The organism is Pseudomonas sp. GD03858, from assembly GCF_029840925.1.
Classification (GTDB): Bacteria; Pseudomonadota; Gammaproteobacteria; order Pseudomonadales; family Pseudomonadaceae; genus Aquipseudomonas.
In genome coordinates this window covers 1-25,148 of record NZ_JAOCDM010000018.1, presented here as the reverse complement: position 1 = coordinate 25,148, position 25,148 = coordinate 1, and the positions used below count along the sequence as shown (strand labels likewise).

Genomic DNA, 25,148 nt, shown 5'->3' with positions numbered 1-25,148 from the left:
CTCGTGGGAGCGGGCTTGCCCCGCGATGCGGCCTGGATTGACGTGCATTATGCCAGCCCTGCCGTCATCGCGGGACAAGCCCGCTCCCACGATTCCCGCGCCCACGAGCTTAGCTGGCGGCAGCCCTGCGCTTCCCGGCCAGCCAGCTGCGCCCATACAGGAGCACGATCGCCAGCAACGCCACCGCCTGCGCCCCCAGCGAATAGGCATCGGCATGGATCCCCAGCCAGTCGAACTCGAAGAACGCCACCGGCCGCGTGCCCAGCACACCGGCCTCCTGCAGCGCCTTGACGCCATGCCCGGCGAACACCACCGACAGCGCGCACAGCAGCGCCGCGTTGATGCTGAAGAACAGCGACAGCGGCAGCTTGGCCGAGCCGCGCAGGATCACCCAGGCCAGGCCCACCAGCAGCACCAGCGCCGTGGCGCCACCGGCCAGCACCGCCTGGTGCCCGGCCGGCCCTGCCTGCAGCCACAGGGTTTCGTAGAACAGGATCACCTCGAACAGCTCGCGGTACACCGAGAAGAACGCCAGCAAGGCAAAGCCGAAGCGCCCGCCGCCACTGACCAGGCTGCGCTTGATGTAGTCCTGCCAGGCGGCGGCGTGGCGCCGATCATGCATCCACACGCCCAGCCACAGCACCATCACCGCGGCGAACAGCGCCGTGCAGCCCTCCAGCAACTCGCGCTGGGCGCCGCCCACGTCGATCACATAGGCCGCCAGGGCCCAGGTGGCGAAACCGGCGACCAGCGCCAGGCCCCAGCCGATATTGACGCTGCGCACAGCCGACTGCTGGCCGGTATTGCGCAGGAAGGCGAGGATCGCCGCCAGCACCAGGATTGCTTCGAGCCCTTCGCGAAGCAGGATCAACAGGCCGGAGATGTAGCTCAGCGACCAGCTCAGGCCATCGCTGCCCAGCAGCTTGGCGGCCTCATCCAGATGCGCCTTGGCTTCGCCCAGGCGTTGTTCGGCCTGGGCCACCGGCAGGCCGTCCTGCAGCGACTGACGGTAGGCCATCAGCGATTTCTCGGTATCCTTGCGCGCCTGGGTGTCGATGTTGTCGAGGGAGCTCTCCACCAGCTCGAAGCCTTCCAGGTACGCCGCCACCGACAGGTCGTAGGCCTGGTCGTGGTCGCCGGCGCGATAGGCCGCCAGGCTCTTGTCCAGGGTGCTGGCGGTGTATTCGAGCAGTTGCGCCGGCCCGCGCTTGACCTGCGGCGGCTGGGCACGCTGGGCGCGGAACGCGGCCACGGCGCCAGGGCCTTCGCTGGCGGCGACTTCGGCCGGGGTCTGGCGGGCCAGGTCGGCGAGGTTCCAGGTCTTGTCGCCCTTGGCCGCCTGCGGATCGGCGGTGAAACTGGCGATGTACGCCGCCACGTCCCAGCGCTGGCGCTCGTCCAGCTGGTCGGCGAACGAGGGCATCTCGGTACCCTCGATGCCCAGGCCCAGGGTGTTGTACAGGTCGAACAGGCTCAACTGGTCGAGGCGCTCGGCACTGCGCAGGTTGGCCGGTGCCGGCTCCAGGCCCACGCCGGCGGGGCCATCGCCCAGGCCGGTATCGCCGTGGCAGATCGAGCAGTTCTGCGCATAGAGCGACGCGCCCCGGGCCGGATCGGGGGTGATCACCGGCGCCTGACTGACCTCGTAGGCCACGGCCAGGCGGGCACCCAACTGGCGAGCCTGACGCGCGACACCGGCACCATCCTGGCGCTGGTCGATGGCCTGGCGAAGATGCTGCACGCCCTGCTCCAGCGCTCCACGCTCGGCGTTCTCCGGCAAGCCCTTGATCAGCTCGGCCAGCACACCGCTGAACTCCTGCTGTTCGCGGTACTCCCCGTCGTCCACCACCTTGCCGTCGCGCACGGTGGGCGGGTAGTCGGCACCGATGTAGTCCAGCAGGTGCAACGCCTTGGTCGCATCGGCGGGCGCCTCGGCCAACGTCAGGGAGCTGCACAGCGCCAACACCGGACCAAGTACCAGGGCAAGCAGACGGGAACGGGAAATCATGGCCAGTCTCGACGGGAATACGAAAGAGAACATTGTTCACTTCCACTCTCCATCGCTCAAGGCTGGCGGGCAGATTTCATGAAAAATCCTGCAACGAAATTGACTGATAAAACGTATTGACCCGTCTTTTTCCGCGAATGATGGCACCCACGTAAAAATGCGAATCAATTAGCCATCACCGCGCTACTACTTTGGATATAATCCCGCCCCGCCAAAGCGGCTCAACTGTTTCAGGGAAAGAAGTAGTCCGATGTTATCCCGTGTCTTGACCCTCGCGACCCTGGTCGCCGCCGTGCAACTGACCGGTTGCTCGGTTTTCCGCAACTACGACAGCGAACTGCAGGAGACCAACCGGCAGCTGGCCACCGGCAACGTCGAGGCCGCCCTCGCCCTGCTGGAAAGCAACAACAAAGGCGAGCAGAAAGACCTGCTCTACTACTTCGAGAAGGGTGAGCTGCTGCGCTCCAAGGGCGACCTCAAGGGTAGCCAGGAGGCCTGGCGCCACGCCGACAGCGTCGTGTTCCAGTGGGAGGAGTCGGTCAAGCTCGACACCGACAAGTACCTCAGCCAGTTCGGCAGCTACCTGGTCAACGACAAGGTGCGCCGCTACGAGGGCTACGACTACGAAAAAGTCATGCTGACCACGCAGATGGCCCTGAACCTGCTGGCACAGAACGACTTCGACGGCGCCCGCACCGAGATCAAGAAGACCCACGAGCGCGAGGCGGTCATTGCCGAACTGCGCGACAAGGAATACCTCAAGCGCGAGCAGGAGGCCGAGAAGCAAGGCATCAAGACCGAGTACAAGGAGCTGCAGGGCTATCCAATCGCCAGTCTCGACGCGCCGGAGGTGGTCGGCCTGAAGAACAGCTACCAGAGCGCGTTCAGTCACTACCTGTCCGGTTTCGTCTACGAGGCCCTCGGCGAGAAAGGCCTGGCCGCCCCAGGCTACCGCAAGGCCGCCGAGCTGCGGCCGAACACGCCGCTGCTGGAGCAGGCATTGCTCGAACTGGACCACGACAGCGCCAAGGCCGCTGAAAGCGACGTGCTGATCGTGGTGCAGAGCGGCCTGGCGCCAGCCCGCGATTCGATCCGCATCCCGATCCCGCTACCGATCCAGGACAACCTGGTGATCACCCCGCTGTCGTTCCCGATCATGCGCGAAGACACGTCCACCGCGCCCCTGAGCGAGATCCGCCTCGACGACAAGGCCCTGGCCCTGACCGCGCTCAACAGCACCAGCGCCATGTCGCGCCGCGCCCTGCGCGACGACATGCCGGGCATCATCCTGCGCACCAGCGTGCGCGCCATCAGCCGTGGCGTGGCGCAAAAGAACCTGAACCAGACCAACCCGATGGCCGGGCTGGTGGTAGGCCTGGCCTCCACCGTGCTCGAAGGCGCCGACACCCGCACCTGGCGCACCCTGCCCGACCAGACCCAGGTGGCACGGGTTCGCCTCAAGTCCGGCGCACACCGCCTGAACCTGCCGTCGAACCTTGGCGGCACCCAGGTCACGGTGAACGTCGATCGCCCCTACCAGGTGGTGAGCCTGCGGGTGATCGGCAGCCGCGTATTCGCTGGCGGCCCGGCCGTCGAAGTCACTCCGCAGGCCACAGCCCAGGCTGTCGCCAGCCTCAAGTAACCGCAAGGATCGAACATGCGCAAAACATGCCTCGCCCTGGCCGCCATCGCCCTCCTGGCTGGCTGCGCCACCCCACCCCCGGCTCCCGGCAGCGCCGCCAGCAAGGTGGTGACCATGGGCCAACTGGATGACATCGAGGTCGGCCAGATGCGCGTCGCCCGCGAAAACGGCTTTCTCACCGTCAGCGTGGCGCTGACCAACACCAGCCGCAGCAACCAGACCCTCTTCTATCGCTTCGCCTGGCTGGGCAGCGATGGCTTCCCGGTGGCCGACGAGGAGAGCTGGAAAGCCCTGCCGCTGTACGGCAAGCAGGCCAAGATCCTGCCCGCCATCGCCCCGACCCCTGCTGCCCGTGACTTCCGTTTCGAAGTCCACACCCGGTAACCCCTTTCAGGAGCACGTTCCATGTTCGCACGCCTTTCCCTCGCCGCCGTCGCCATCGCCCTGGTCAGCGGCTGCAGCACCCCATCGCCGGTCCTCGGCGGCAAGAACATCAGCTACGGCGACAGCAAGGCCGTCGAGCTGGTGACCAACGAGTTCGGCTCCACCGACCTGCAGATGATCGCCGAGAGCATGACCCGCTCCCTGGCCCAGTCCGGTGTGCTGCACGGGCGCCCGGTGGTGCAGGTGTACGACGTGAAGAACAAGACCAGCGAGTACATCGATACCCGCGAGATCACCACCTCGATCAAGACCCAGCTGATGAAGTCCGGCGCTGCCCGCTTCGCCAGCGACAACACCGACATGCAGAGCCAGATCGACCAGCTCAAGCTGCAGAACCAGAGCGGCCTGTACAAGAAGCAGACCGTGGCCAAGACCGGCAACATGATCGCCGCCAAGTACCGTCTGGAAGGCTCGATCAGTTCGATCGTCAAGCGCAGCAGCGACTACAAGGACGTGTTCTACAAGTTCAGCCTGCAGTTGGTCGACGTGGAAAGCGGCCTGGCCGAGTGGATGGACGAAAAAGAAATCCGCAAGACCACGGAGCGCTGATCGATGCGTGCATGGATGGCAATCATCGGCCTGGCCTGCGCCTTCGGCGCGCAGGCGGCCCCCAAGGTGGCGGTGACCGACCTGGCCTATCAAGCGCAGGTGGAGGAATACATCCACACCATCAACGCCCAGAGCAGCGGCCAGGCTGGCATGTACCACGCCAGCGGCCAGTCGAGCTACAGCGAGTACGAGAGCCTCAACAGCTACATCGAGCAGACCGAGCTGCGCAAGTTCGGGGGCGACATCAAGGGTGAGATCCTCAAGACCGGCATGTTCCAGCTGGTCCAGGGCCGTCCCTACACCGCCGACTCGAAGGAAGACGTGTACGACGTGATCCGGCGCATCAAGAACGGCGCGTTCAAGGGCGCCGACTACGTGCTGTTCGGCACCCTGTCGGACATCGACTTCCAGCAGGACATCAACTCGCTGGACCACACCGACAGCTACTCGGCGGTGCTGGGCCTGACGGTGGTCGCCGACTTCAGCCTGATCGACACCCGCACCTACGAGATCACCTCGGCGTTCACCGCCATGGGTGAAGGGCAGGACACCAAGCTGGTCAAGGGCCAGGACCGCCGCGTGACGCTGAACCGTCCGCGGGTGGTGCGTGATGTATCGAAGGCGCTGGGCGAGGATGTGGCGCAGCAGTTGGCCGAGCAGTTGGGCGGCTCGGTGCCCGGGCAGCCGAAGCAGCCGCGTGGCCGGGACAACCTGCCGCCGGATGAGCCGGCGCGAATTCTGCAGTGAGGGTAGTCAACGCCCGACCGAAAGGTCGGGCGTTTTCAATTACGGCTTTCCCCGTGCTAATGCCACATTTGTCGCCAGAAGCTGCGAGTCATTAGGTGTGGCCACCTACATCTCGGATTTCAACCATCTTCGTTATTACCTCTGTCTTGGGGTCGGTTGATTCGAGTAGGCGGAACGTCACACGCTCCGATTGACTGAGCCGAATCTGCCACTGATCCGATTGCAGAAGTTTAAGATTAGTGTCTCCCACCATGGTGGCAGCATCGTACATGCCATACTCAGGCACATAAGCCAGGAAATTATCGAACTTGGCTTGTGACGCACGGTTCAATGGCCGTACGTCACGCTGCCGGTTCGTGTTCACTTCCCATACGATTTTGTTCGTTGGTTCCGCACTTTCTGCCTGCCGTGATACTGCCGAACCTTTCTTGGTTTTTGCAGAAGATCTGACATTCATGTCAGTGGCTGGTACTGGTGTCCGCCCGCCGTGGCCGAGTGCAGCAAGTCTCATTTCGAAGGATGTAGACCTCTGAGGCTTGGGTTTCTTACCTTTTCCCATATGCCCTGAAGGGTCTGTCTGGTTCACAGGATCCCCCAGAACATATGCATAGGCATTCACACCACCCTCACCGAATGGACTCCAATTGTCCGGGCTGTTGAATCGCATCAGGACCGGGTTGTATAGCCGGAAACCTTGGCCCAGCAGGTAATGACCAATCACGGGCTCCTGCCGTTCCCCGTTGAAACCAAGGAGGCTGTCGTCAATCCGTTCGACATGGCGGAACCCGTAGGGTGGATAGGCAAAGGGGCACGGCTGGCGGGCCAGACATGCGCTTAGAATCGATCCCTGCCAGTCTGTTGTCAGCAACTGGTTTTGCCTGACCGTCCGAGTCATCACTATCTCCTGGGCAAGCTGTCAGTCACGCTAGATTACGCCCCTGCTCAGATGACATCGACTGACAGAAATACCAGGTCTACTGACCGTGGCAGGGCTGCGAACCTCAGCGCTGAGCGCTGCCTTTCCAGCCCCCGCCCAGCGCCAGGAACACCCCGATCTGTCCCATCGCCACCTGACTGTTGGCCGCCGCCAGCTGCGCGCGTACGTCGGTATAGGTCCGCGTCGCCTGCAGGTCCGCCAGGAACGACTCACGTCCCACCTGGTAACGCAGGTGGGTCTGGTCCGCCGATTCCTTGGCGGAGCGCTCCGCCTCGGCCAGTGCGTCGCGCCGGTCCAGCAGCGCGCTGTACTGCGCCAGGCGGGTCTGGGTTTCACGAATGGCGTTGAGCACCACTCCGTCGAAATGCGCCAGCGCCGCCTGGGTCGAGGCTTCGGCCATGCGGATGCGCGCACGGGTGCCATTGGTGGGAATGTTCCAGCTGATCTGCGGGCCGAAGCCCCAGCGGTTGGTCGCAGGCTCGCCGAGGTTGTCGAGGATGCCGATGGTGCCCACCTGAGCGCCGATGCTGATATCCGGGTACAACGCGCCGGTGGCCACGCCGATGGTGGCGGTGGCCGCCGCCAGCTGGCGCTCGGCCTGGCGCACGTCCGGGCGACGCTTGAGCAGGGCCGCGCCATCACCGACCGGGATCAATTGCGCCAGGTGCGGCAGCTCGGCGCAATCGGCGGTACCGGCAGGCAGCTGTTCGACCGGCTTGGCCAGCAGCGCGGCCAAGGTGTACAGCCCGGCCTCGCGCTCGGCCTTGAAGCGTGGCAACTCGGCGCGCAACGACTTGAACTGGGTTTGCGAACGGGTCACCTGGGTCTCGTCGCCACGCCCGGCGTCGCGCAGGCGCTGGGTCAGCTGCACGCTCTGCTGCTGCAAGTCCAGCGACTCATGGGCGATGTGATACTCCTCGTTGGCCGAGCACACCTGGGTATAAGCCTTGACCACGTCGGCCACCAGGGTGATGCGCGCGGTATCGGCGGCGGCCTGCACCGCGTCGGCGTTGGCCTTGGCGGCCTCGGTGCCGCGCTTGAGGGTGCCCCACAGGTCGAACTGGTAGCTGGCGCTGATGATCGCTTCGCCGATGTTGGCCACCGGCACCTTCTCCGGCAGCAGGAACGCTTCGCCGGACTCCTGCAGGCGCTGCGCGCCCAGTTTCACGCCGCCATTGAAGCCACCCTGGGACTCGGCCACCTCTACCTGGGCGCGGGCCTTGGCGATGTTGGCGGCGGCCACGCGTAGCTCGGTGTTGGCACTCAGGGCCTGACGCACCAGCTCGTTGAGCCGTTGATTCTGGTACAGCTGCCACCAGTCCTCGGGCACCGGCGCCGAGACCACGCTGTCGGCGTCCTGGCGCAACGGGCCATTGAGGTCGCCGCGCTGCACGGCGGCATCCTTGGGCAGCTGGTAATCAGGCCCGACCATCATGCAGGCACCGAGGGACAGGCACAGCCCCGCCAGGATCAGTCGCTTCATGGGCGCTGGCCCTCGACGATCGACACCGTGGCGGTACGCCCGGCGATCATGCGGAAGTCTTCCGGCACGTCGTCGAAGGCGATGCGCACGGGAATGCGCTGGGCCAGGCGCACCCAGCTGAACGCCGGGTTGACGTTGGGCAGCAGGTTGGCGCCGCTGCTGCGGTCGCGATCCTCGATGCCGGCCGCCAGGCTCTGCACGCGACCGCGCAGGTGGGTGTTGTCACCCATCACACGGATGTCCACCGCGTCGCCGATATGAATGCCACCGAGCTTGGTCTCTTCGAAGTAGCCATCGACGTGGTAAGAGGCGCTGTCGACCACCGACAGCACCGGTCGCCCGGCACTGACGAACTCGTGGGCGCGCGGGGCACGGTCGTTGAGGTAGCCATCCACCGGGCTGCGCACCACCGAGCGGTCGAGGTTGAGCTGGGCCACATCCACCTGCACCTGGGCCTCGTTGACCGCCGAACGGGCGCGGGCTTCGCGGGACTGGCTCTCCTCCAGCTGCTCGGCCGCCACCAGGTTGCCCAGCTTGCGGTTGCGCTGCGCCTCGCGGGAGGCCTGGGCCAGGGTTTCCTGGCGCTCGGCCAGGGTCGCCTTGGCCTGGCGCAGGGCCAGGGTGAAGCGGTCCTGATCGATGGTGAACAGCACATCGCCACGCTTGATGGTCTGGTTGTCGCGCACCTCGACCTTCTGGATCAGCCCGGAAACATCCGGGGCGATCTGGATCACGTCGGCGCGGATATGGCCGTCGCGGGTCCAGGGGGCGAACATGTAGTACACCACCATCTGCCACACGAGCACGGCGGCGAAGGTCACTACCAGCAAGGTCAGGACCACGCGGCCCAGGGTCAGCAAAGGTTTTTTCATGGCAGCATCAGGCTTCGGCAAAAGTGGTCCACCGCGCCAAGCAGCACGGCATACAGAGCAACGTTGAACAACGCCCGGTGCCAGACCAGGCGGTAGAAATGCAGGCGCACCAGCACCGCATGCACCCCGAGGAACAGCAGGTAGGTGCCAAACATCATCACCAGCAGCGTGGGCAGGAACACCCCGCTGATATCCAGTTCACCGATCACAGGGGCGCTCCGTCGAGGCCGGGGGGCAGTTGCGTTTGTTCGGCAGGCTCGAGCATCACCTCGACACCCGGCAGCAGCGCCAGGCGCAGTCCGCTCAGGGCATGCAGCAGGTGAGTGCGGGCGTCGCCGCGTTCGTACAGTTCGTCCAGGTTCAGCGCCTGGCGCGCACCCTCCATGTTGCGCAGCAGCGTGGCCGGGGCATGCAAGCGACGGTTGGCGCGCAGGCAGGCGGCATAGTGCGCGCCGACCTCCTCGATCACCGTCCGCAAACGCTCGCGGGCCTGCTGGCCTGCGCGGGGCATGTAGGCCAGCAGGTCGAGCAGGTTCAGGCCCACGCGCAGGTCGCGCAGGGCCACGCCGCTGTCCTGGCCGGTCTGCGACAGCCGCGGCAGGTGCTGCATCAGGCGATCGAGCATCTGCACGCCGACCTGGCGGTGCTCGGCCAGGGTGGCCGGTTCGGTCATCTCGACGATGTCGCGCCAGGCGAAGCGGGTCATGCGCTTGGCCGCCAGCTCCACGCCGAACGGGCGCACCACCAGGGTCCAGATGAAGGCGAACAGCAGGCCCACGGGGCCCGCCAGATTGGCGTTGATGAAGGTGAAGAAGTCGGCGTCATAGGCGCCCTGGATGCTGATGAAGGTCGAGGTGTTGACGATGGTCAGCAAGGTGCCGAGGTAAAAGCGCGGCTGCACGGTCAGGGTGCCGACGCAGATGAACGGCACGGCGAAAGCCAGCACCAGCATCGGGAAGTCGTGCAGGTTGGGCAGCACCAGGAACAGGTACAGGCTGGAGAAGATCACCGACATCAGGGTCCAGAAGAAGAACCGGTAGATCTGCGGCGCCGGGTCGTCCATGGCGGCGAAGAAGCTGCACGACACGGCGGCGAGGATCACCGCGCTGGCGCCGTCGTTCCAGCCCAGGCCGATCCACAGGCCGCAGGCGACGACGATGGCGGTGACGGTGGAGAACACCGAATAGAGCATCAGGCCACGGTCGAAGAACGGCGTCAGGCGGGCCAGGCGCCAGTGGCGGTAGACCGCGCGCCACGGCGTGGCGTCGTCCTTGCGCAGGGCATGCTGCAGGCTGCAGCAGTCCTGCCAGAGGTCGACCCATTCGGTCAGACGGTAGAGGGCATTGGACAGCAGCAGCTCGGCGCGCTGATCGAGAGCCGCGGCGCCGGGCTGCAAGCGGTCGATCTGTTCGTGCAGGGCGGTCCAACGGGCCACCGAGGCGCTGTCGGCGGTGCCCTTGAGCCATTCACGGGCAGCGTCGAGCACCGATTGCAGTTGGCTGAACTGCTCGGGCGCGCGCGCCTGGAGGGCGATCAAGGCATCGTCGAGGGCATCGATCACCGGCAACAGGTGGATCATCCGCCCGCGCAGTTCACGGGCGTTCTTCAAGGTGTGGGGGCCGGCGCCTTCGTGGCCGAGCTGGCCGATCATCGGTTCCAGCGAGTTGAACGTGGCGACCATCGTCCCGCGCATGCCGCCGACCCTGTCGGTGCCGGCCTCACGGGCGAGGTAGGTGTCGCTGTAGCGGATGGCCTCGCTGAACCAGCTGTCGGCCGCGCCGAGGACCACCGGCGCCAGGCGACGCGGCCAGAACACCGCGCCGACCACCGCCGCGCAGACGATGCCCAGGCAGATCTCCTGGGCACGGGACGAGGCCACGTCGAACACCGCCAGCGGGTTGTCGACCACGGCCAGGGCGATCATCGGCAAGGTGTAGCCGGCCAGCATCAGCACATAGTTGTTGGCGGTGCGCAGGTTCAGCGAGAGGAACAGCAGGGTACCTGTCCACAAGGCAATGGCGATGCTCAGCAGCAGCGGCGATTGCACCAGCGGCGGCACCAGCAGGATCGCCCCGCCTGCACCCAGCAACGTGCCCAGGGCACGGTACAGCGCCTTGGAGGTGGTTGGGCCGAGGAACGGGCTGGAGACGATGTAGACCGTGGCCATGGCCCAATAAGGGCGCGGCAGCTGCATCAGCAAGGCGATGTACAAGGCAATCATCGACGCGGCGAAGGTGCGCACGCCGTAGAACCAGTCGCGAGCCGGGGGCACGGAGCTGAAGAAACCGTTCATGGCAGCATGTCCGCCTGCTCGAAGGCGTGGATGACCCGCAACGTGGCCTCCAGGTCGGCCTGGTCGATGCCCTGGAGCACCTCACGGCGCAAGCGCACCAACTCGCCTTCGATGGACTCGGCCAGGGCGCGGCCCTCGACGGTCAGGCTCAGGGCCTTGGCGCGACGGTCCAAGGGGTCTTCGCTGCGACACACCAGGCCGGCCTTGCACAGCTGGTCGAGCAGGCGGACCAGCGACGGGCTTTCCAGCCCGGCCGCCTGGGCCACCGCCACCTGATGCACGCCGTCGCCCAGGCGCACGATCATCAGCAGCGGCACGGCGCAGGCTTCGGAAATGCCGTAGCCGGTCAGGGCCCCCTGGCACAGGCGACGCCAATGCCGGGCGGCCACGACCATACCGCTGCTGATTTTCAGGTGCAGTGCGTCGAGGGACATGTGGGAACCGAGGATATTCATAGTTTGCTAACTATCAATATACGCCCTGCCCACCCCCTGTCGTCAACCAGGGGTGACGGAGGGAGTGGATGAAAGGTTGTTCATCTGCCCGCCATCCGGTCGGATAACGCGATCCCTGTAGGAGCGGTCTTGTGTCGCGAAAGGGCCGCAAAGCGGCCCCAGCGATCTTCGCATCAACGCTGAAATCCTGGGGCTGCTACGCAGCCCTTTCCGACCGGTCCGACGCCTCGGCAAGGCCGCTCCTACAGGGGACACGCCGTCAAGGCTGGATCTGATCTTCCAGCTTCATGGTCAGCGCCAGCGTGCTGCCCAGCTTGATCGCCTGGTCGCGCCACCCCAGGTAACGCGCCACGTCGCGGCTGCTGAAATGCACAGCCAGCTCCTCGGCGGCCTGCATCACCCCGGTCGCCGCCGCCAGCTCCAACCAGTACAGCGCGGCCCGGATATCCGCCTCGACATACAGGCCATGCAGCAACCGATACCCCACCTCGAAACGGCAACGCGTCTCGCCCTGCCGGGCTCCGCGCAGGAACCACTGGTAGGCTTCGCCTGGATCGACCTGCCAGTCCTGAGCGCCATCGCACACCTCTTCCTCGTACAGGTCGCCCAGCGCGGCGGCGGCCAGCGGCATGCCACGCTCGAAGGCATGGCGGTAGTACTCGGCGGCATTGGCGTAGCAGATCTCCACCCCCTTGCCGAAGTAATGCTGCTGGCCGAGGTTGAACCATGCCGCGGCATTGCCCTGCAGGGCGGCCATGCGCAGCAAGTGGCCGGCCAGCACGGTATCGCCACGCCAGTACTTGCCGTTGAGCCAGATCCACCCCAGGTCGTTGAGCGCCGCGACGTTGCCCAGCAGAGCCTGGCGGCAAAGATCGTAGTAGACCGCCTGCAGGTCGACCGCTTCGTCCAGGCGATCGATCAGGCCGAAACGCTCACCGCACAGCGCCTGCTGGCTGGGAATGCCGATCCCGGCAAACAGCCGATGGCGCTGCCCCGGACGGGCCGGCGCCGGGGCGATCCGCTCGGGTAGCAGCCGGGCGAGCAGCGAATGGATATTGCTGGCGGCAGACATGTTCATCCTCATTGAACGACCCACAGCTCCAACCTCCACTGTGATGAGGCGTGATTCTGCGCGATGGCACGACAAAACCTGTCGCGAACGATTTGATCTCAGGCAACCAATTGCATCTTCCTTGATCTGAGCAGGCTGTGGCCAATTGCCATGCCCTGCCCGTGCCGCCATCCTATGCCGGCAAGCCTAGACAAGGACGTTTCCTTTTGCCGTTCGCCACCACCCGTGCCACCCTCAGCCGCCAATGGGCGTTGTTGCGCCAACTGCCCAGCCGCTCTCCCGGGATCACCAGCGCCGAACTGGTGTGGCGCCTGCGTGACGTGGGTTTCAATATCAGCAAGCGCACGGTGGAACGCGACCTCAACGAGCTGTCGCTGATTTTCCCGCTGGAACGCAACGACAAGAGCATTCCCTTTGGCTGGCACTGGTCAGCCAACGCGGGCGCCGAATTGCGCGGGAACTTCGATCTGCAGGGGTATCTGCGCGGCGAGTCGTTGCAACCCGGGCATGAGGGTGGCATCGAGTTGCAGGCGTGGGTCAGCGACCTGCTGGCTCGCCGTCTGCGCGAGGCGCCGCTGACCGCCGACATGCAGCTGACCGCCCTGCAGCAGGGGCACCGGTTGCGGGCGACGGTGGCGGATGGCTGGCCGCTGCGCTGGTGGCTGCTGAGCCAGGGGGATGGGCTGGTGGTGGAGGCGCCGCAAGAGCTTCGCGATGAGATCGCGCGGACATTGGCCAGTGCGGCGGCGCAATACCTGGAGTGACTGGAGGCCCAATCGCGGGGCAAGCCCGCTCCCACGATGACCCTGACTCTGTGTGTGGGAGCGGGCTTGCCCCGCGATCGGCCCGAATATCTAGCGCTGCATCCCCCAGCGCCGCACCGTCAGCCGCTCCAGGGTGTTGAACACCAGCCCCTCCACCAGCAGGCCGATCAGGATCACTACCGCCAATCCGGCGAACACCTTGTCGGTGTACAGCTCGTTGCGGTTCTGGAAGATGTACCAGCCCAGGCCGCCCTTGCCACTGCTGGCGCCGAACACCAGCTCGGCGGCGATCAGCGTGCGCCAGGCGAAGGCCCAGCCAATCTTCAGCCCCGACAGGATCGACGGCAGCGCCGCCGGCACCAGGATGTGCAGCACCAGGCGCAAGCCACGCAGCCCGTAGTTGCGCCCGGCCATGCGCAGGGTCTCGGACACGCCGAGAAAGCCCGCGTAGGTGTTCAGCGCCAATGCCCAGAGCACCGAGTGCACCAGCACGAAGATCAGGCTGTTGTCACCCAGGCCGAACCAGAGCAGCGCCAGTGGCAGCAACGCGATGGCGGGCAGCGGGTTGAACATCGAGGTGAGGGTGCCGAGCAGATCACGCCCCAGTTGGGTCGAAACGGCCAGGCTGGTCAGGCCGAAGGCCAGGACAATGCCCAGTACATAGCCCTTGAGCAGCACCACCAGCGATACGCCGACCTTGGCCGGCAGCTCGCCGCTCAGCAGCCCTTCCCACAATGCGCTGGCGGTCTGCAGGAAACTCGGCAACAACAGGTCGTTGCCGGTATAGCGGGCCACCGCCTCCCACAGCACCGCCAGCAGCACCAGGATCAGCGCCTTGCGCAGCCAGCCTTGTTGCCACAGCCGTTGCGCCACCGGCAGTTCGCGCTCCAGCGGCACGCCGGGCAAAGGCTGCAGCTGCACTTCGTATTCCTGGCGTACAGGGGTCGTCGTCATGCCCTGGCTCCTGTCAGTAAGCGATGCGGATGTCGTTGAAGCCCAGGTCACCCGCTTGCTCCGAGGCGTCGGCCTCGTCGAACAGCAGCCGGTGGATACGCCGAGCGCTGGCCTGGAAGTCGCTGCCACCGAGGCTGCCGAGGTCGTACTGGTGGCTGTGCACCTCCGCCCGCACTCGCCCGGGATGCGGTGACAGCAGCAGGATGCGATTGCCCACCACCAGCGCCTCTTCGATGGAGTGGGTGACGAACAGCAGGGTGAAGCGCACCTCGTCCCACAGCAGCAGCAGTTCTTCCTGCATCTTGCGCCGGGTCAGCGCGTCGAGCGCGGCGAACGGCTCGTCCATCAGCAGGATCTTCGGTTGCGTGGCCAGTGCCCGGGCGATGGCCACACGAGCCTTCATGCCACCCGACAAGGTATGCGGATAGGCGTCGGCGAAGGCGGCCAGGCCGACCTTCTCCAGATAATGCAGCGCCCGCTCCTCGGCCTCGCCGCGCTTGAGCTGGCCGGACACCAGCAACGGGAACATCACGTTCTGCTTCACCGTCTTCCACGGCGGCAGCTGGTCGAACTCCTGGAACACCACGATACGGTCCGGCCCCGGGCCGCGCACCGGCTGGCCCTGGAGCAGAATCTGCCCCTCCCGTGGCTCGATGAAGCCGGCCACGGCCTTGAGCAAGGTGGACTTGCCGCAGCCGGACGGGCCGAGCAAGACGAAACGGTCGGCGCGGTCGACCGCGAAGCTGACCTGGTGAGTGGCCCGCACCACGCGCTGGGCGGTGCGGTATTCAAGGCTCAGGTTGTCCACCGCCAGCAGCGGTGGGCTGGCGACACGGCTCAGGTTGCTGGCCGTGTGGCCTGGCAATGGGGCGGTCATCGGCTGTCAGCTCCCTTGCAGCGGGCGTTCATCCTGGAAGAAGTAATCCTTCCACGACTCGGGCTTGTTCTTGATCGCGCCGACCCGGTAGAGGAACTCGGCCAGCTTGTAGGTGTTCTTCGGCGTGACCGTGAATTCGTACCGTGGGTTGTCGATCAGCTTGATCAGCGCCTCCCGGTCGATCTTGGCCTTGGTCACGCGGATGTAGGTGTCGGCGGCAGCGGCCTTGTCCTTCTGGGCGAAGTCGGCGGCTTCGGCGAGGGCATCGACGAAGGCCTTGTAGGTCTTGGGGTTGTCCTTGCGGAATTTCTCGGTGGCGAACAGCAGGGTCGGTGAGTTGGGGCCGAGCAGGTCGTAGCTGTCGAGCACCACGTGCACGTTCTTGTTGGCCAGCACCTGGTCCTGGAACGGCGGGTTGGAGAAGTGCCCGTTGAGCTCGGTGCCGCCGGCCAGCAAGGCCGCGGTGGCGTCCGGGTGCGGCACCGCCAGGGTGTACTTGTCGAGGCGGTTGTATTCCTTGTCGCCCCACTGCCGGGCGGCGGCGTACTGCAGGAAGCGCGACTGCACCGATACGCCCACCGCCGGGACCGCGATACGGTCCTTGTCGGAGATATCGGCAATGGTCTTCACATTGGGGTTGCTGCTGACCAGGTAGTACGGGAAGTTGCCCAGCGAGGCCACGGCCTTGACGTTCTGCCGGCCGCGGGTTCGATCCCACACGGTGAGCAGCGGCCCTACGCCAGCGCCGGCGATGTCCACCGAGCCTGACAGCAGCGCGTCGTTGATCGCTGCGCCGCCGGACAACTGGGCCCAGTCGACCTTGATGTCGATGCCCTGCTCCTTGCCGTGTTTCTCGATCAGTTGCTGGTCACGCACCACATTGAGCAGCAGGTAGACGATGCCGAACTGTTCGGCGATGCGGATCTGCCCTTCGGCGTGGGCCATGGTGGGCGCCGCCAGGCTGCCGAAGACCAGACTGGCACCCAGGCCGATACTTGCCGCCAGGCGGCTGATGGAGTTGCGCATGGTGTATTTCCTCAGTCGTCAGAACGGGGCATCGCCCTGGATGGTGGTGCGGTACAGCTTGCGGCGCAGGTGCGCGGGGCAGCCGCTAGCCAGGTGGATCAGCGAGCGGTTGTCCCAGAACACCAGGTCGTGCGGCTGCCATTGATGGCGGTAGATGTTCTGCTCCAGCACGCTCAGGGCGTACAGCTGTTGCAGCACGTCGCGGCTCTCGTCATCCGGCAGACCGACGATGCGGGTGGTGAAGCCTTCGCTGACGAACAGCGCCTTGCGGCCGTTCTCCGGATGGGTACGCACCACCGGATGGATGACCTCCTGGACCTGGGCCAGTTGCTCGGCGGTCAGCGTCGGGCGCCAGTTGCCTGCGAATTTGGTCTCGGCGTAGCGGGCGGTGTAGGAGTGGGCGGCGCTGCGGCCCTCGACGACCCGGCGCAGGGCCTCGGGCACCGCGTCCCAGGCCTTGTGCATGTCGGCGAACAAGGTGTCGCCGCCCTCGCTGGGCAGCTCCTGGGCATGCAGCATCGAGCCCAGGCTCGGCAGCTCCTTGTACGACAGGTCCGAGTGCCAGAACTTGCCGGCATCGCCCAGGCCGACGTTGCGGCCGTCCTCGACGATGTTGGACACGATCAGGATCTCGGGATGGCCGGCGAGCAGGAACTGCTTGAGCACATGGATCTGCAGCTCGCCGAAACGGCGGCTGAAGGCGATCTGCTGTTCGGGGGTGATGCGCTGGTCGCGAAACACCAGGACGTGATGGTCCAGGTGGGCGCGGTGGATACGGGTGAAATCCTCGGCATTGACCGCACGGGCCAGGTCGAGACCGATGATCTCGGCACCGACGGCGCCGGGGAACGGGCGGATGTCGAAGGTTTGCGGCAGGGCGCTGTCGATGGTCGACAAGGCGTTCGAGGCGGCTGGCATTGTTCACTCCCACGCAGTGCGCGACTTCAGGGCGCGCAACGATCGGAAACGCACGGGGATTGCCCGTGTGGGTTCGAGTCGTGCGGCGCGCCGATTGGTCGGCGGGTACGCAGTGGGGGTGACTATAAAGTCATAAGAACAGGATTTTAAATACCGTTACGTCATATACATATGAAGGGGTTGCGCCTTGATGCCATGCGCCGACCTGTAGGAGCGGCCTTGTGTCGCGAAAGGGCCGCGAAGCGGCCCCGGCGATCTCTGTCTCGACGCAGATCCTGGGGCTGCGTTGCAGCCCTTTCGCGACACAAGGCCGCTCCTACAGGGATCGCGTAATGACTGTCAGCGCTCGCGCAGCGCCTCGCTGCGCGCCTTGATGATCGGCTTGAGCAGGTAGCTCATGATGGTCTTCTTGCCCGTCATGATATCCACCGTGGCCACCATCCCCGGGATGATCAGCAGCGGTTTCTCGTCCGTGCCCAGATGGCTCTTCTCGGTACGCAGCTTGATCAGGTAGTAGGTGGTCTTCTTGTCTTCATCGGTGATGGTGTCGGCGCCGATCTGCTCGAGCTTGGCCTTCATCCCGCCGTAGATGGTGTAGTCGTAGGCGGTGAACTTGACCGTGGCCTCCTGGCCCGGGTGCAGGAAGGCGATGTCCTTGGGCAGGATCTTCGCCTCGACCACCAGGGTGTCGTCCAGCGGCACGATCTCGATGATGTCGCTGCCCGGCTGGATCACCCCGCCGATGGTGTTGACCAGCAGCTGCTTGACGATGCCGCGCACCGGCGAGGTGACCATGGTGCGGTGCACGCGGTCATCCAGCGCCTTGCTGGTGGCGGTGGCCTTGTTCAACTCGGTACGGGCCTCGTTGAGCTGGGTAAGGGCATCGCTGCGGAACTTGCCACGGGTCTCTTCGATCTTGCTTTCGACCTCCTTGATCGCCGCCTCGGCACGCGGGATGGCCAGCGCGGTGGAGTCCATCTGGCCGCGGTTTTCGACCTCGGCGCGACGCAGGCGCAGCACTTCGACCTGGGAGATCGCGCCTTGGGCCACCAGCGGCTCGGACATGGCGATCTCCTGACGCAACAACTGCAGGCTGTTGGCGTACTGGGCGCGCTTGGAATTGAACTCACGCAGCTCCTGCTGCTTCTGCACCAGTTGCTGCTGCAGGCCGCCGATCTCGTCCTGCAACTGCTGGCGCCGGCTCTGGTACAGCGATTGTTCGTTGGCGGCCTGGCTCGGCGCGGCCTTGCGCAGTTCTTCGTCGATCTGCAGCGGCTTGTCCTCGACCTCGGCCGTCAGGCGCTGCACGCGCAAGGCCATGGCCAGGCGCGAAGCCTCGGTCTCGCCGACGTTGGAGGCAAAGCGGGTTTCATCCAGGCGCAGCAGCGGTTGCCCGACCTCGACGATCTCCCCTTCCTTGGCGAAGATCTCCGCGACGATGCCGCCTTCGAGGTTCTGGATCTTCTGCACCTTGGACGACGGAATGGCCTTGCCCTCCCCGCGCGTCACCTCGTCGATGGGCGCGACGCTGGCCCAGACGATCAGGAACAGGAAGAACGCGATCACGCCCCAGATGGTCAGGCGCACCACGCGCGGCGCGTCTTCGATCAGCGCCTTGTTGACCTCGGGAAGAGGCTGTCCGGAAAGCGATTCAGAGCCCTTGAAATAGCGGCGCAGGTTGTCTTTGAAACGCCCGATATCCAGCTTATGCAACACTGATCTGCCCCTTCTTCAGCGCATCCATGACGGCGGCTTTCGGGCCATCCGCGACGATCTGTCCACGATCGATGACGATCAACCGGTCCACCAGCGACAACAGCGAGGCACGGTGGGTGACCAGCAAGACGGTCTTGCTTTCGATCACCGCCGCCAGGCGCTGCTTCAGGCGCTCTTCGCCGGTGTTGTCCATGGCACTGGTGGGTTCGTCAAGCAGCAGGATCTGCGGGTTGAGCAGCAGCGCGCGGCCCAGGGCGACGTTCTGCCGCTGGCCACCGGAAAGGTTCTGCCCGCGCTCGCCGACCTGCAGCTCGTAGCCGTCGGGGTGCAGGCGGGCGAACTCATGCACGCCGGCCAGCTCGGCGGCCTGCAGGATGAGTTCGTCCTCGATGTAGCGGGCACCACTGACCAGGTTGTCGCGCAGGGTGCCGGCCAGCAGCTGGATGTCCTGGGGCACGTAGCCGATGTTGTGGCGCAGCTCGCTGACGTCGATCTGGCGGATGTCCACGCCGTCGACCAGCAGCGAACCGTTGTCGGGCTCGTACAGGCCGACGATCAGCTTGGCCAGCGAGCTCTTGCCCGAACCGCTGCGGCCGATGATGCCGACCTTTTCGCCCGGGCGGATATTCAGATTGATGCCCTTGAGGGCCTTGTTCTGCTGGTTCGGGTAGGTGAACTCGACGCCGCGGAACTCGATGGCGCCCTGCAGCACCTGGCGGCTCAGCGGACGCTCCTCGAAGTTGCGCTCCTGTGGCAGCTCCATCATCTGGTTGGTGGCGACCATGGTCACCTTGGCCTGCTGGTAGCGGGCCAGCAAGCCGTTGAGCTGGCCCAGCGGGCCGAGGGCACGGCCGCTGAGCATGTAGCAGGCCACCAGGCCGCCCATGCTGAGGTTGCCGTCGATGATCAGGTAGACGCCCACGCAGATCATCGCCACGCCGGCCAGTTGCTGGATCAGCGCGGTGATGTTCATCGCCAGGCCCGACAGCACCTTGACCCGCAGCTCCAGGCGGCTGAGCGTGCCGAGAGTCTGCTCCCACATGTACTGGCGCTCGCTTTCGGCGTTGTTGACCTTGACCGCGTCCAGCCCGGCGAGGGTCTCGATCAGGCTCGACTGGCGCTCGGACGCCAGCGCCATGGTGCGTTCCATGGTCGCCATCAGCGGCTTCTGCAGGGCATAGCCGATACCCAGGGCCAAGGGGAAGGCCAGGATCGGAATCCACACCAGGTGCCCGCCGATGATGGCGATCACCATCAGAATCAGCAGGGTGAACGGCAGGTCGATCAGACTGGTCAGGGTCAGCGAGGCGAGGAAATCGCGCAGGCCCTGGAACTCATGGATGTTCTGGGCAAAGCTGCCGACCCGCGCTGGCCGGTACTTCATGGCCATGCCGACGATGCGCTCGAACAGCGTCGCCGAGATGATCAGGTCGGTCTTCTTGCCGGCCAGGTCAAGGCAGAGGCTGCGCAGCCCCTTGAGGATCAGGTCGAAGACATAGGCGCCGGCGATGCCGATCGCCAGCACCCACAGGGTCGAGGTGGCCTGGTTGGGCACCACGCGGTCGTACACGTTCATCACGAACAGCGGCGCGGCCAGGGCGATCAGGTTGATCACCAGGCTGGCGGCGATGGCATCGATGTACAGCCATTTGCTGCGCAGCAGCGTGTCGCGGAACCATGAGCGCGCGCGCGGGATCAGGTTGCCGTGGTTGACGTCGAACTTGTGCTGCGGCTGGGCGAAGAACACCTTGCCGCTGTAGTCCCCAAGCAGCGCCTCACGGGTGACGTGTACCTCGCCGCCATCGCTCTCGCTGAGCAGCAGGCGGGCGGTGTCTTCGTTCTCCCAACCGAGCAGGACGGCGCAGCGACCTTCCTTTAGCAGCAGCATCGCCGGCATGGCGATGCTGGGGATCTGCTCGAGCTTGCGTTGCAGGAGCCGGCCCTGCAGCCCCGACCGGGCGGCGGCACGGGGCAGCAGCTCGGCGGTCAGGCGTTGCGAGGGCAAGGGCAACCCGGTGGTCAGCATGGCCCGACTGGCGGGTTTCTGATGCAGGACACACAGGGTCAGCAGACTGTCCAGCAGCGGGTCGTCATGCTGACTGCGTGGATCGTGGCTGAGTTGGACTCGACTGACTTCGGATTCCACGCGGCGCTCTCTTCATCCTTGCGGGTTAGGTCAAGGCGCGCCTGTTCAGTTCATGCCTGGCAGGTTCACCTTGGGTTTCAGGTCATTCTGCACAACGGATGCCATCGGGGCTACGACACCCTGGCTCTTGAGCAGCTGGCCAATGGTCGCCTTGATTCGGTACTGAGTAAACATTTGTGTGTTCTTCACCTCTACCAGACGACGCTGGGCGGTGAAGGTTTCATTCTCGCTGTCGAGCAGGTCGAGCAGGGTTCGCTCGCCCAGGCCGAACTGCTGCTGGTAGGCACTGCGCACGCGGTTGCTGTGGTCGACGTACTGCTGGGCGATCGGCACCTGGGCGTTGGCGTTCTCCATAGCGTTCCATGCCAAGCCTAACTCCTCATTGAGCTGGCGCAAGGCGTTGTTGCGAATATCCAGCGCCTGGTTGGCGAGGTACGACTTCGACTCCAGGTCCGCCTTGTTGCTGCCGCCGGCGTACAGGTTGAAGTTCATGCGCAGCATGGCTTGCCATTCGTTGTTGTGGCCGACGGCGCCATCGAGGTTGTTGTCTGCCGTTCGTCCGAGTTCGGCATCGAAACGCGGATAGAACGTAGACTTCGCAGCCTCGTATTGCTTTTCAGCGGCAGCGATGTCCGATTCGGCCGAGCGCAGGATCGGGCTGTCCTCGACCAGCTGATGACGCGCCTCGTCGAGCGAGGCCGGCAGCAGGTCGACAAACGGCGCTGGCGTGCTTAACTGGTCGGGCATTTGTCCGACGACGCTCAGGTAGTTGGTGTTGGCGTCAGCCAGGTTGGTCTGCTCGGTGAGCAGGTTGTTGCGGGCCTGGGCCTGGCGCGCCTCGGCCTGGTCGAGGTCAGCCATGCGACCCACGCCACGACTGGTACGCAGCTTGATCTGGTCGAGGATCCGGTCGTGGTTGCGCAGGTTGTCTTCGGCCAGGCGCACCATCTCGCGGCGGGCCAGCACGTCCAGGTAGACCTGGGCGACGGTCAGCGCGGTGCGCTCGGAGGTCCCCAGCAGGGAATAGGCGCGGGCATTGACGGTAGCTTGTTGACGCCCTACTTCGCTGGAGGTGGCGAAACCGTCAAAAACCATCTGCCGCAAGCGAATGGCCGACTCGCCACGGTTCAGCGTCTCCCAGCGGTTGCGCGTGCTTGGGCTGTCGGTGCCCTCGCGACCATAACCGGCGGTCACATCCACCCGCGGCAAATAGCCGCCCTGGGCGGCGCGCAGCTGATGGTCGGCAGCCACGCGGGCGTTCACGCCGGCCTGGATTTCTGGATGCACCTCAAGCGCCTTCTGCATGGCTTCGGGCAAGGTTTGTGCTTGAACGAACGAGGCGGCGAGAGCGAAAGGAAGAGCGGTGAGCAGTGACGCACGCATTTTTACTGGTTCCCGAGAGAGCTGTTGTCCCAAATCACAGCCGAAGCTGTGCCTGCCCTGGAAAATGGCAAACCCTGATCCTTGAGTAGGAAGCTTCCGAATAGGCAGTGCGATTAATACGAAAGAAAGGGCTGTAGGTCGCCAAATATCAATGTGACATTAGGTTGGCGATTGTTTAGGATGGCAGCCAGAAGGTCAATAGTTTGGCATAAAGTTAATCGCCAATAGTTATAGACGTAAAATTGACGCAAAAGCGCGTCAAAACATTATTGAAACATTCCATCAGTCGCCGCCTTCGAATGCCGGCCAGGCATGGAAGCCAACTGAACGGGTAGTCCGGAGAGTCCAATGAGCACTGTTGTTGCCATCGTCAAAAGCATTGTTGGCCAAGTCATCGCAGTTTCCCCAGAAGGCATCCGGCGCGTACTGATCGAAGGCGACCGTCTGTTTGCCGGCGAGCAGGTCGACACCGGCATGGGCGGCGCGGTCACCCTGGAACTGGCCGATGGCCGCCTGCTCGACCTGGGTCGCGAGACCCAGTGGAGCGCCGACACCCCCGACAGCAGCACCGACCTGAGCCAGGCCACCGCACAGGCAGCGCCCTCGGTCGAAGAGCTGCAACAGGCCATCGCCGCCGGCGCCGACCCGACCACTGAGCTGGAAGCCACCGCGGCCGGCCCTTCGGCGGCAGGCGGCGGCTCCGTCGGCGGCGGACACAGCTTCGTGATGCTGCAGGAGACCGCCGGAGTGGTCGACCCGAGCATCGGCTTCCCCACCGGCCCCATAGGCTTCGCCACGGGGCAAGGTAGCGAGGAAGTGGGCGGGCTGGATGCGAACAACACCATCACCACCAATGTACCGCTCACCACAGGCCTGACCCTGAGCGCCACCCCCTCGATCACCGAGGCGGGTGGCGTGGTCGTCTATACCGCCACCGTCGGCCAGCCTCCGCTGACCAACCTGACCGTGACCCTGTCCAACGGCGCGGTCATCGTGATCCCGGCCGGCCAGACCACCGGCACCGTCAACGTCAACATTCCGGCCAACGACACGCCTTATATCGATGGCGGCCAGATCTCCGCGACCATCACCGGTACCAGCGGTGGCAACGGACTGATCATCACCCCGGACACCACGCCGGCGGTGACCCAGATCACCGATACCGTCGACACCACCACCGCCACCCTGACCGCCACGCCAAGCGTGACCGAAGGCGGCGTGATCACCTACACCGTGACCCTGACCAACCCAGCCCAGACTCCAGTGACCGTTACCCTGTCCAACGGACAGACCGTCACCATCGAGGCGGGCAGGTCTTCTGGCAGTGTCGATTTCCAGACTCCGCCAAACGATGTCTATAACAACGGCAGCAACGTAAGCACCACGATCACGGGGGCAACGGGCGGCAACTTCGAGAACCTGGTAGCAAACCCGACACCGGCACAGACCACCATCACCGACTCGGTCGATACGACCACAGCGACCCTCACCGCTACCCCAAGCGTGACCGAGGGCGGCGTGATCACCTATACCGTGACCCTGACCAACCCGGCCCAGACCGAGGTCACCGTCACCCTGTCCAATGGCCAGACCATCACCGTGAAGGCGGGCGAGTCGACCGGCAGCGTCGACTTCCAGACCCCGGCCAACGATGTATTCGTCAATGGCAGCACGGTCTCTACCAGCATCACCGGCGCCACCGGCGGCAACTTCGAAAAGCTGGAGCCCGACACGACGCCGACGCAGACCGTGATCAGCGACAGCATCGACACAGTGACCGTGAGCATCGCCAGCAATGGCAACGTGACCGAGGCCGAACAGCCGACCTTTACCGTTTCGGTCAGCCAGAAGCTCGATCATGACCTGACCGTGACCTTGTCCAACGGCGCCACCGTGGTCATCGCCGCGGGCCAGACCGAGGCCACCTACAGCCTGCCTGCACAGGGCGATGACGTATTCAAGGACGCGGGCTCCGTCACCCTCGGCGTGACCGACGCCAGCGTTGCCGGCAAGACCTTCGAGAAGCTGGAACTCGGTGGCGATGCCACCGTGCAGATCAGCGATACCGTCAGTGAAGTCGTTGCGACTCTGAGCGCCGACAAGACCACGGTTTCGGAAGGCGGCCAGATCACCTACACCGTGACCCTGACCAACGCCCAGGGCCTGGCGGTCAACGGCCACAACGGCCTGACCTTCACCCTCACCGATGGCACCAAGGTCACCATCCCAGCTGGTAGCGCCAGTGGCACCTTCACCATCACGGCGCCGGACGATGTGTTCGTTGGCGGTCAGCCGAGCATCGTCAACAAGATCGAGTCGGTGGTCGGCGACGACAACTTCGAGAAGCTGACCCTCGGTGATAACACCATCACCACGACTGTGACTGACGAGCCGGGTACCGGCACTCCGGGCACCGACAACGAAGGCGACAAAGTCACCGTCACCATCGTTGGCAAAGGCGGTGTCACCGAAGACCAGCAGCCAGCGTTCACCGTCAAAGTCAGCCAGAAGCTGGACCATGACCTCACCGTCACCCTCTCGAACGGCGACAAGGTCGTTATTCCGGCCGGCCAGACCGAAACCGAGTACAAGGCAAAAGCCCAGGGCGACGACGTCTTCAAGGACGGCGACACCCTGACCGTCGGCATCACCGATGCCGCCGTTGACGGCAAAACCTTCGAAAACCTCGAGCTGGGCGGTGATGCTTCGGTTCAGATCACCGACACCATCAGCGAAGTTGTCGCCACCTTATCTGCGGACAAGACCACCGTCACCGAAGGTGGCCAGATCACCTACACCGTGACCCTGACCAATGCCCAGGGCCTGGCGGTCACCGGCCACAATGGCCTGACCTTCACCCTG

General features: G+C 64.9%; 21 protein-coding genes. 6 read left to right on the top strand and 15 right to left on the bottom strand.

Annotated elements, in window-relative coordinates; genetic code table 11:
* Window positions 1-109: 109 nt before the first annotated feature.
* Entirely contained in the window at window positions 110-2,041 is a 1,932-nt protein-coding gene (locus tag N5D48_RS07560; RefSeq protein ID WP_279882768.1) for a cytochrome c/FTR1 family iron permease, read from the bottom strand.
* A gap of 217 nt (window positions 2,042-2,258) precedes the next feature.
* On the opposite strand from N5D48_RS07560, the gene N5D48_RS07555 reads away from it, so the two are divergent.
* Genes N5D48_RS07555 through N5D48_RS07540 form a run of 4 tightly spaced genes read left to right on the top strand, consistent with a single transcriptional unit; the run spans window position 2,259 to window position 5,390 of the window.
* On the top strand, window positions 2,259-3,650 hold the full coding sequence (locus tag N5D48_RS07555; RefSeq protein WP_279882766.1) for a hypothetical protein: 1,392 nt from the start codon (window positions 2,259-2,261) through the stop codon (window positions 3,648-3,650).
* Between the two features lie 15 nt (window positions 3,651-3,665).
* Window positions 3,666-4,034 carry a YcfL family protein gene (locus N5D48_RS07550; protein WP_279882764.1) on the top strand — a complete coding sequence of 123 codons (369 nt, stop codon included), beginning with the start codon at window positions 3,666-3,668 and terminating at the stop codon, window positions 4,032-4,034.
* A gap of 21 nt (window positions 4,035-4,055) precedes the next feature.
* Entirely contained in the window at window positions 4,056-4,643 is a 588-nt protein-coding gene (gene lpoB / locus N5D48_RS07545) for a penicillin-binding protein activator LpoB (RefSeq protein ID WP_279882762.1), read from the top strand.
* 3 nt (window positions 4,644-4,646) lie between these two features.
* A complete protein-coding gene (locus N5D48_RS07540) occupies window positions 4,647-5,390 on the top strand; it encodes a penicillin-binding protein activator LpoB (protein WP_279882760.1) in 744 nt (247 codons plus the stop codon).
* Between the two features lie 91 nt (window positions 5,391-5,481).
* Here the strand turns inward: N5D48_RS07540 and N5D48_RS07535 are convergent, their stop codons facing one another.
* From N5D48_RS07535 to N5D48_RS07505, 7 genes are all read right to left on the bottom strand, one after another.
* Window positions 5,482-6,285, bottom strand: a complete 804-nt coding sequence (locus N5D48_RS07535; RefSeq protein ID WP_279882758.1) for an RHS repeat-associated core domain-containing protein — start codon at window positions 6,283-6,285, stop codon at window positions 5,482-5,484.
* Between the two features lie 106 nt (window positions 6,286-6,391).
* On the bottom strand, window positions 6,392-7,810 hold the full coding sequence (locus N5D48_RS07530; RefSeq protein ID WP_279882756.1) for a TolC family protein: 1,419 nt from the start codon (window positions 7,808-7,810) through the stop codon (window positions 6,392-6,394).
* Complete coding sequence (locus N5D48_RS07525; RefSeq protein WP_279882754.1) at window positions 7,807-8,682, bottom strand: HlyD family secretion protein; 876 nt, start codon at window positions 8,680-8,682, stop codon at window positions 7,807-7,809. Before N5D48_RS07525 ends, N5D48_RS07530 begins: the two co-directional genes overlap by 4 nt.
* Window positions 8,679-8,891 (bottom strand): DUF1656 domain-containing protein, encoded by a 213-nt coding sequence (locus N5D48_RS07520; RefSeq protein ID WP_016392395.1) that lies wholly within the window; start codon window positions 8,889-8,891, stop codon window positions 8,679-8,681. The genes N5D48_RS07525 and N5D48_RS07520 overlap by 4 nt, the downstream gene beginning before the upstream one ends.
* On the bottom strand, window positions 8,888-10,975 hold the full coding sequence (locus tag N5D48_RS07515) for an FUSC family protein (protein WP_279882752.1): 2,088 nt from the start codon (window positions 10,973-10,975) through the stop codon (window positions 8,888-8,890). Before N5D48_RS07515 ends, N5D48_RS07520 begins: the two co-directional genes overlap by 4 nt.
* A complete protein-coding gene (locus N5D48_RS07510; protein WP_279882750.1) occupies window positions 10,972-11,409 on the bottom strand; it encodes a MarR family transcriptional regulator in 438 nt (145 codons plus the stop codon). Before N5D48_RS07510 ends, N5D48_RS07515 begins: the two co-directional genes overlap by 4 nt.
* A 280-nt stretch (window positions 11,410-11,689) precedes the next feature.
* The gene (locus N5D48_RS07505) at window positions 11,690-12,502 is read right to left on the bottom strand and encodes a tetratricopeptide repeat protein (RefSeq protein WP_279882748.1); all 813 of its coding nucleotides are present in this window, start codon (window positions 12,500-12,502) and stop codon (window positions 11,690-11,692) included.
* Window positions 12,503-12,708: 206 nt separating this feature from the next.
* Here N5D48_RS07505 and N5D48_RS07500 point away from each other — a divergent pair, with 206 nt between their 5' ends.
* Complete coding sequence (locus tag N5D48_RS07500; RefSeq protein ID WP_279882746.1) at window positions 12,709-13,266, top strand: WYL domain-containing protein; 558 nt, start codon at window positions 12,709-12,711, stop codon at window positions 13,264-13,266.
* A 90-nt stretch (window positions 13,267-13,356) separates the two neighbouring features.
* Here N5D48_RS07500 and N5D48_RS07495 read toward each other — a convergent pair whose 3' ends face one another.
* The 7 genes from N5D48_RS07495 to N5D48_RS07465 all read right to left on the bottom strand — a co-directional run bounded on the left by N5D48_RS07495 (window position 13,357) and on the right by N5D48_RS07465 (window position 22,286).
* Window positions 13,357-14,220 carry an ABC transporter permease gene (locus N5D48_RS07495; RefSeq protein WP_279882744.1) on the bottom strand — a complete coding sequence of 288 codons (864 nt, stop codon included), beginning with the start codon at window positions 14,218-14,220 and terminating at the stop codon, window positions 13,357-13,359.
* Window positions 14,221-14,233: 13 nt separating this feature from the next.
* Complete coding sequence (locus tag N5D48_RS07490; RefSeq protein WP_279882742.1) at window positions 14,234-15,097, bottom strand: ABC transporter ATP-binding protein; 864 nt, start codon at window positions 15,095-15,097, stop codon at window positions 14,234-14,236.
* 6 nt (window positions 15,098-15,103) lie between these two features.
* Complete coding sequence (locus tag N5D48_RS07485; protein WP_279882740.1) at window positions 15,104-16,123, bottom strand: ABC transporter substrate-binding protein; 1,020 nt, start codon at window positions 16,121-16,123, stop codon at window positions 15,104-15,106.
* An 18-nt stretch (window positions 16,124-16,141) separates the two neighbouring features.
* A complete protein-coding gene (locus N5D48_RS07480) occupies window positions 16,142-17,041 on the bottom strand; it encodes a TauD/TfdA family dioxygenase (RefSeq protein ID WP_279882738.1) in 900 nt (299 codons plus the stop codon).
* 339 nt (window positions 17,042-17,380) lie between these two features.
* Window positions 17,381-18,757, bottom strand: a complete 1,377-nt coding sequence (locus N5D48_RS07475; protein WP_279882736.1) for an HlyD family type I secretion periplasmic adaptor subunit — start codon at window positions 18,755-18,757, stop codon at window positions 17,381-17,383.
* The gene (locus tag N5D48_RS07470; protein ID WP_279882734.1) at window positions 18,747-20,903 is read right to left on the bottom strand and encodes a type I secretion system permease/ATPase; all 2,157 of its coding nucleotides are present in this window, start codon (window positions 20,901-20,903) and stop codon (window positions 18,747-18,749) included. The genes N5D48_RS07475 and N5D48_RS07470 overlap by 11 nt, the downstream gene beginning before the upstream one ends.
* A 45-nt stretch (window positions 20,904-20,948) precedes the next feature.
* Window positions 20,949-22,286, bottom strand: coding sequence for a TolC family outer membrane protein (locus N5D48_RS07465; protein WP_279882732.1), 1,338 nt, complete (start codon window positions 22,284-22,286; stop codon window positions 20,949-20,951).
* A 348-nt stretch (window positions 22,287-22,634) separates the two neighbouring features.
* On the opposite strand from N5D48_RS07465, the gene N5D48_RS07460 reads away from it, so the two are divergent.
* The coding region (locus N5D48_RS07460) for a retention module-containing protein (RefSeq protein WP_279882730.1) at window positions 22,635-25,148 on the top strand (2,514 nt) is incomplete at its 3' end.

What these genes read in the sequence shown, in the direction of transcription:
- N5D48_RS07560 (WP_279882768.1), bottom strand. Translation starts at nt 2,041, where the DNA reads ATGTTCTCTTTCGTATTCCCGTCGAGACTGGCCATGATTTCCCGTTCC.
- N5D48_RS07555 (WP_279882766.1), top strand. Translation starts at nt 2,259, where the DNA reads ATGTTATCCCGTGTCTTGACCCTCGCGACCCTGGTCGCCGCCGTGCAA.
- N5D48_RS07550 (WP_279882764.1), top strand. Translation starts at nt 3,666, where the DNA reads ATGCGCAAAACATGCCTCGCCCTGGCCGCCATCGCCCTCCTGGCTGGC.
- lpoB (WP_279882762.1), top strand. Translation starts at nt 4,056, where the DNA reads ATGTTCGCACGCCTTTCCCTCGCCGCCGTCGCCATCGCCCTGGTCAGC.
- N5D48_RS07540 (WP_279882760.1), top strand. Translation starts at nt 4,647, where the DNA reads ATGCGTGCATGGATGGCAATCATCGGCCTGGCCTGCGCCTTCGGCGCG.
- N5D48_RS07535 (WP_279882758.1), bottom strand. Translation starts at nt 6,285, where the DNA reads ATGACTCGGACGGTCAGGCAAAACCAGTTGCTGACAACAGACTGGCAG.
- N5D48_RS07530 (WP_279882756.1), bottom strand. Translation starts at nt 7,810, where the DNA reads ATGAAGCGACTGATCCTGGCGGGGCTGTGCCTGTCCCTCGGTGCCTGC.
- N5D48_RS07525 (WP_279882754.1), bottom strand. Translation starts at nt 8,682, where the DNA reads ATGAAAAAACCTTTGCTGACCCTGGGCCGCGTGGTCCTGACCTTGCTG.
- N5D48_RS07515 (WP_279882752.1), bottom strand. Translation starts at nt 10,975, where the DNA reads ATGAACGGTTTCTTCAGCTCCGTGCCCCCGGCTCGCGACTGGTTCTAC.
- N5D48_RS07510 (WP_279882750.1), bottom strand. Translation starts at nt 11,409, where the DNA reads ATGTCCCTCGACGCACTGCACCTGAAAATCAGCAGCGGTATGGTCGTG.
- N5D48_RS07505 (WP_279882748.1), bottom strand. Translation starts at nt 12,502, where the DNA reads ATGTCTGCCGCCAGCAATATCCATTCGCTGCTCGCCCGGCTGCTACCC.
- N5D48_RS07495 (WP_279882744.1), bottom strand. Translation starts at nt 14,220, where the DNA reads ATGACGACGACCCCTGTACGCCAGGAATACGAAGTGCAGCTGCAGCCT.
- N5D48_RS07490 (WP_279882742.1), bottom strand. Translation starts at nt 15,097, where the DNA reads ATGACCGCCCCATTGCCAGGCCACACGGCCAGCAACCTGAGCCGTGTC.
- N5D48_RS07485 (WP_279882740.1), bottom strand. Translation starts at nt 16,123, where the DNA reads ATGCGCAACTCCATCAGCCGCCTGGCGGCAAGTATCGGCCTGGGTGCC.
- N5D48_RS07480 (WP_279882738.1), bottom strand. Translation starts at nt 17,041, where the DNA reads ATGCCAGCCGCCTCGAACGCCTTGTCGACCATCGACAGCGCCCTGCCG.
- N5D48_RS07465 (WP_279882732.1), bottom strand. Translation starts at nt 22,286, where the DNA reads ATGCGTGCGTCACTGCTCACCGCTCTTCCTTTCGCTCTCGCCGCCTCG.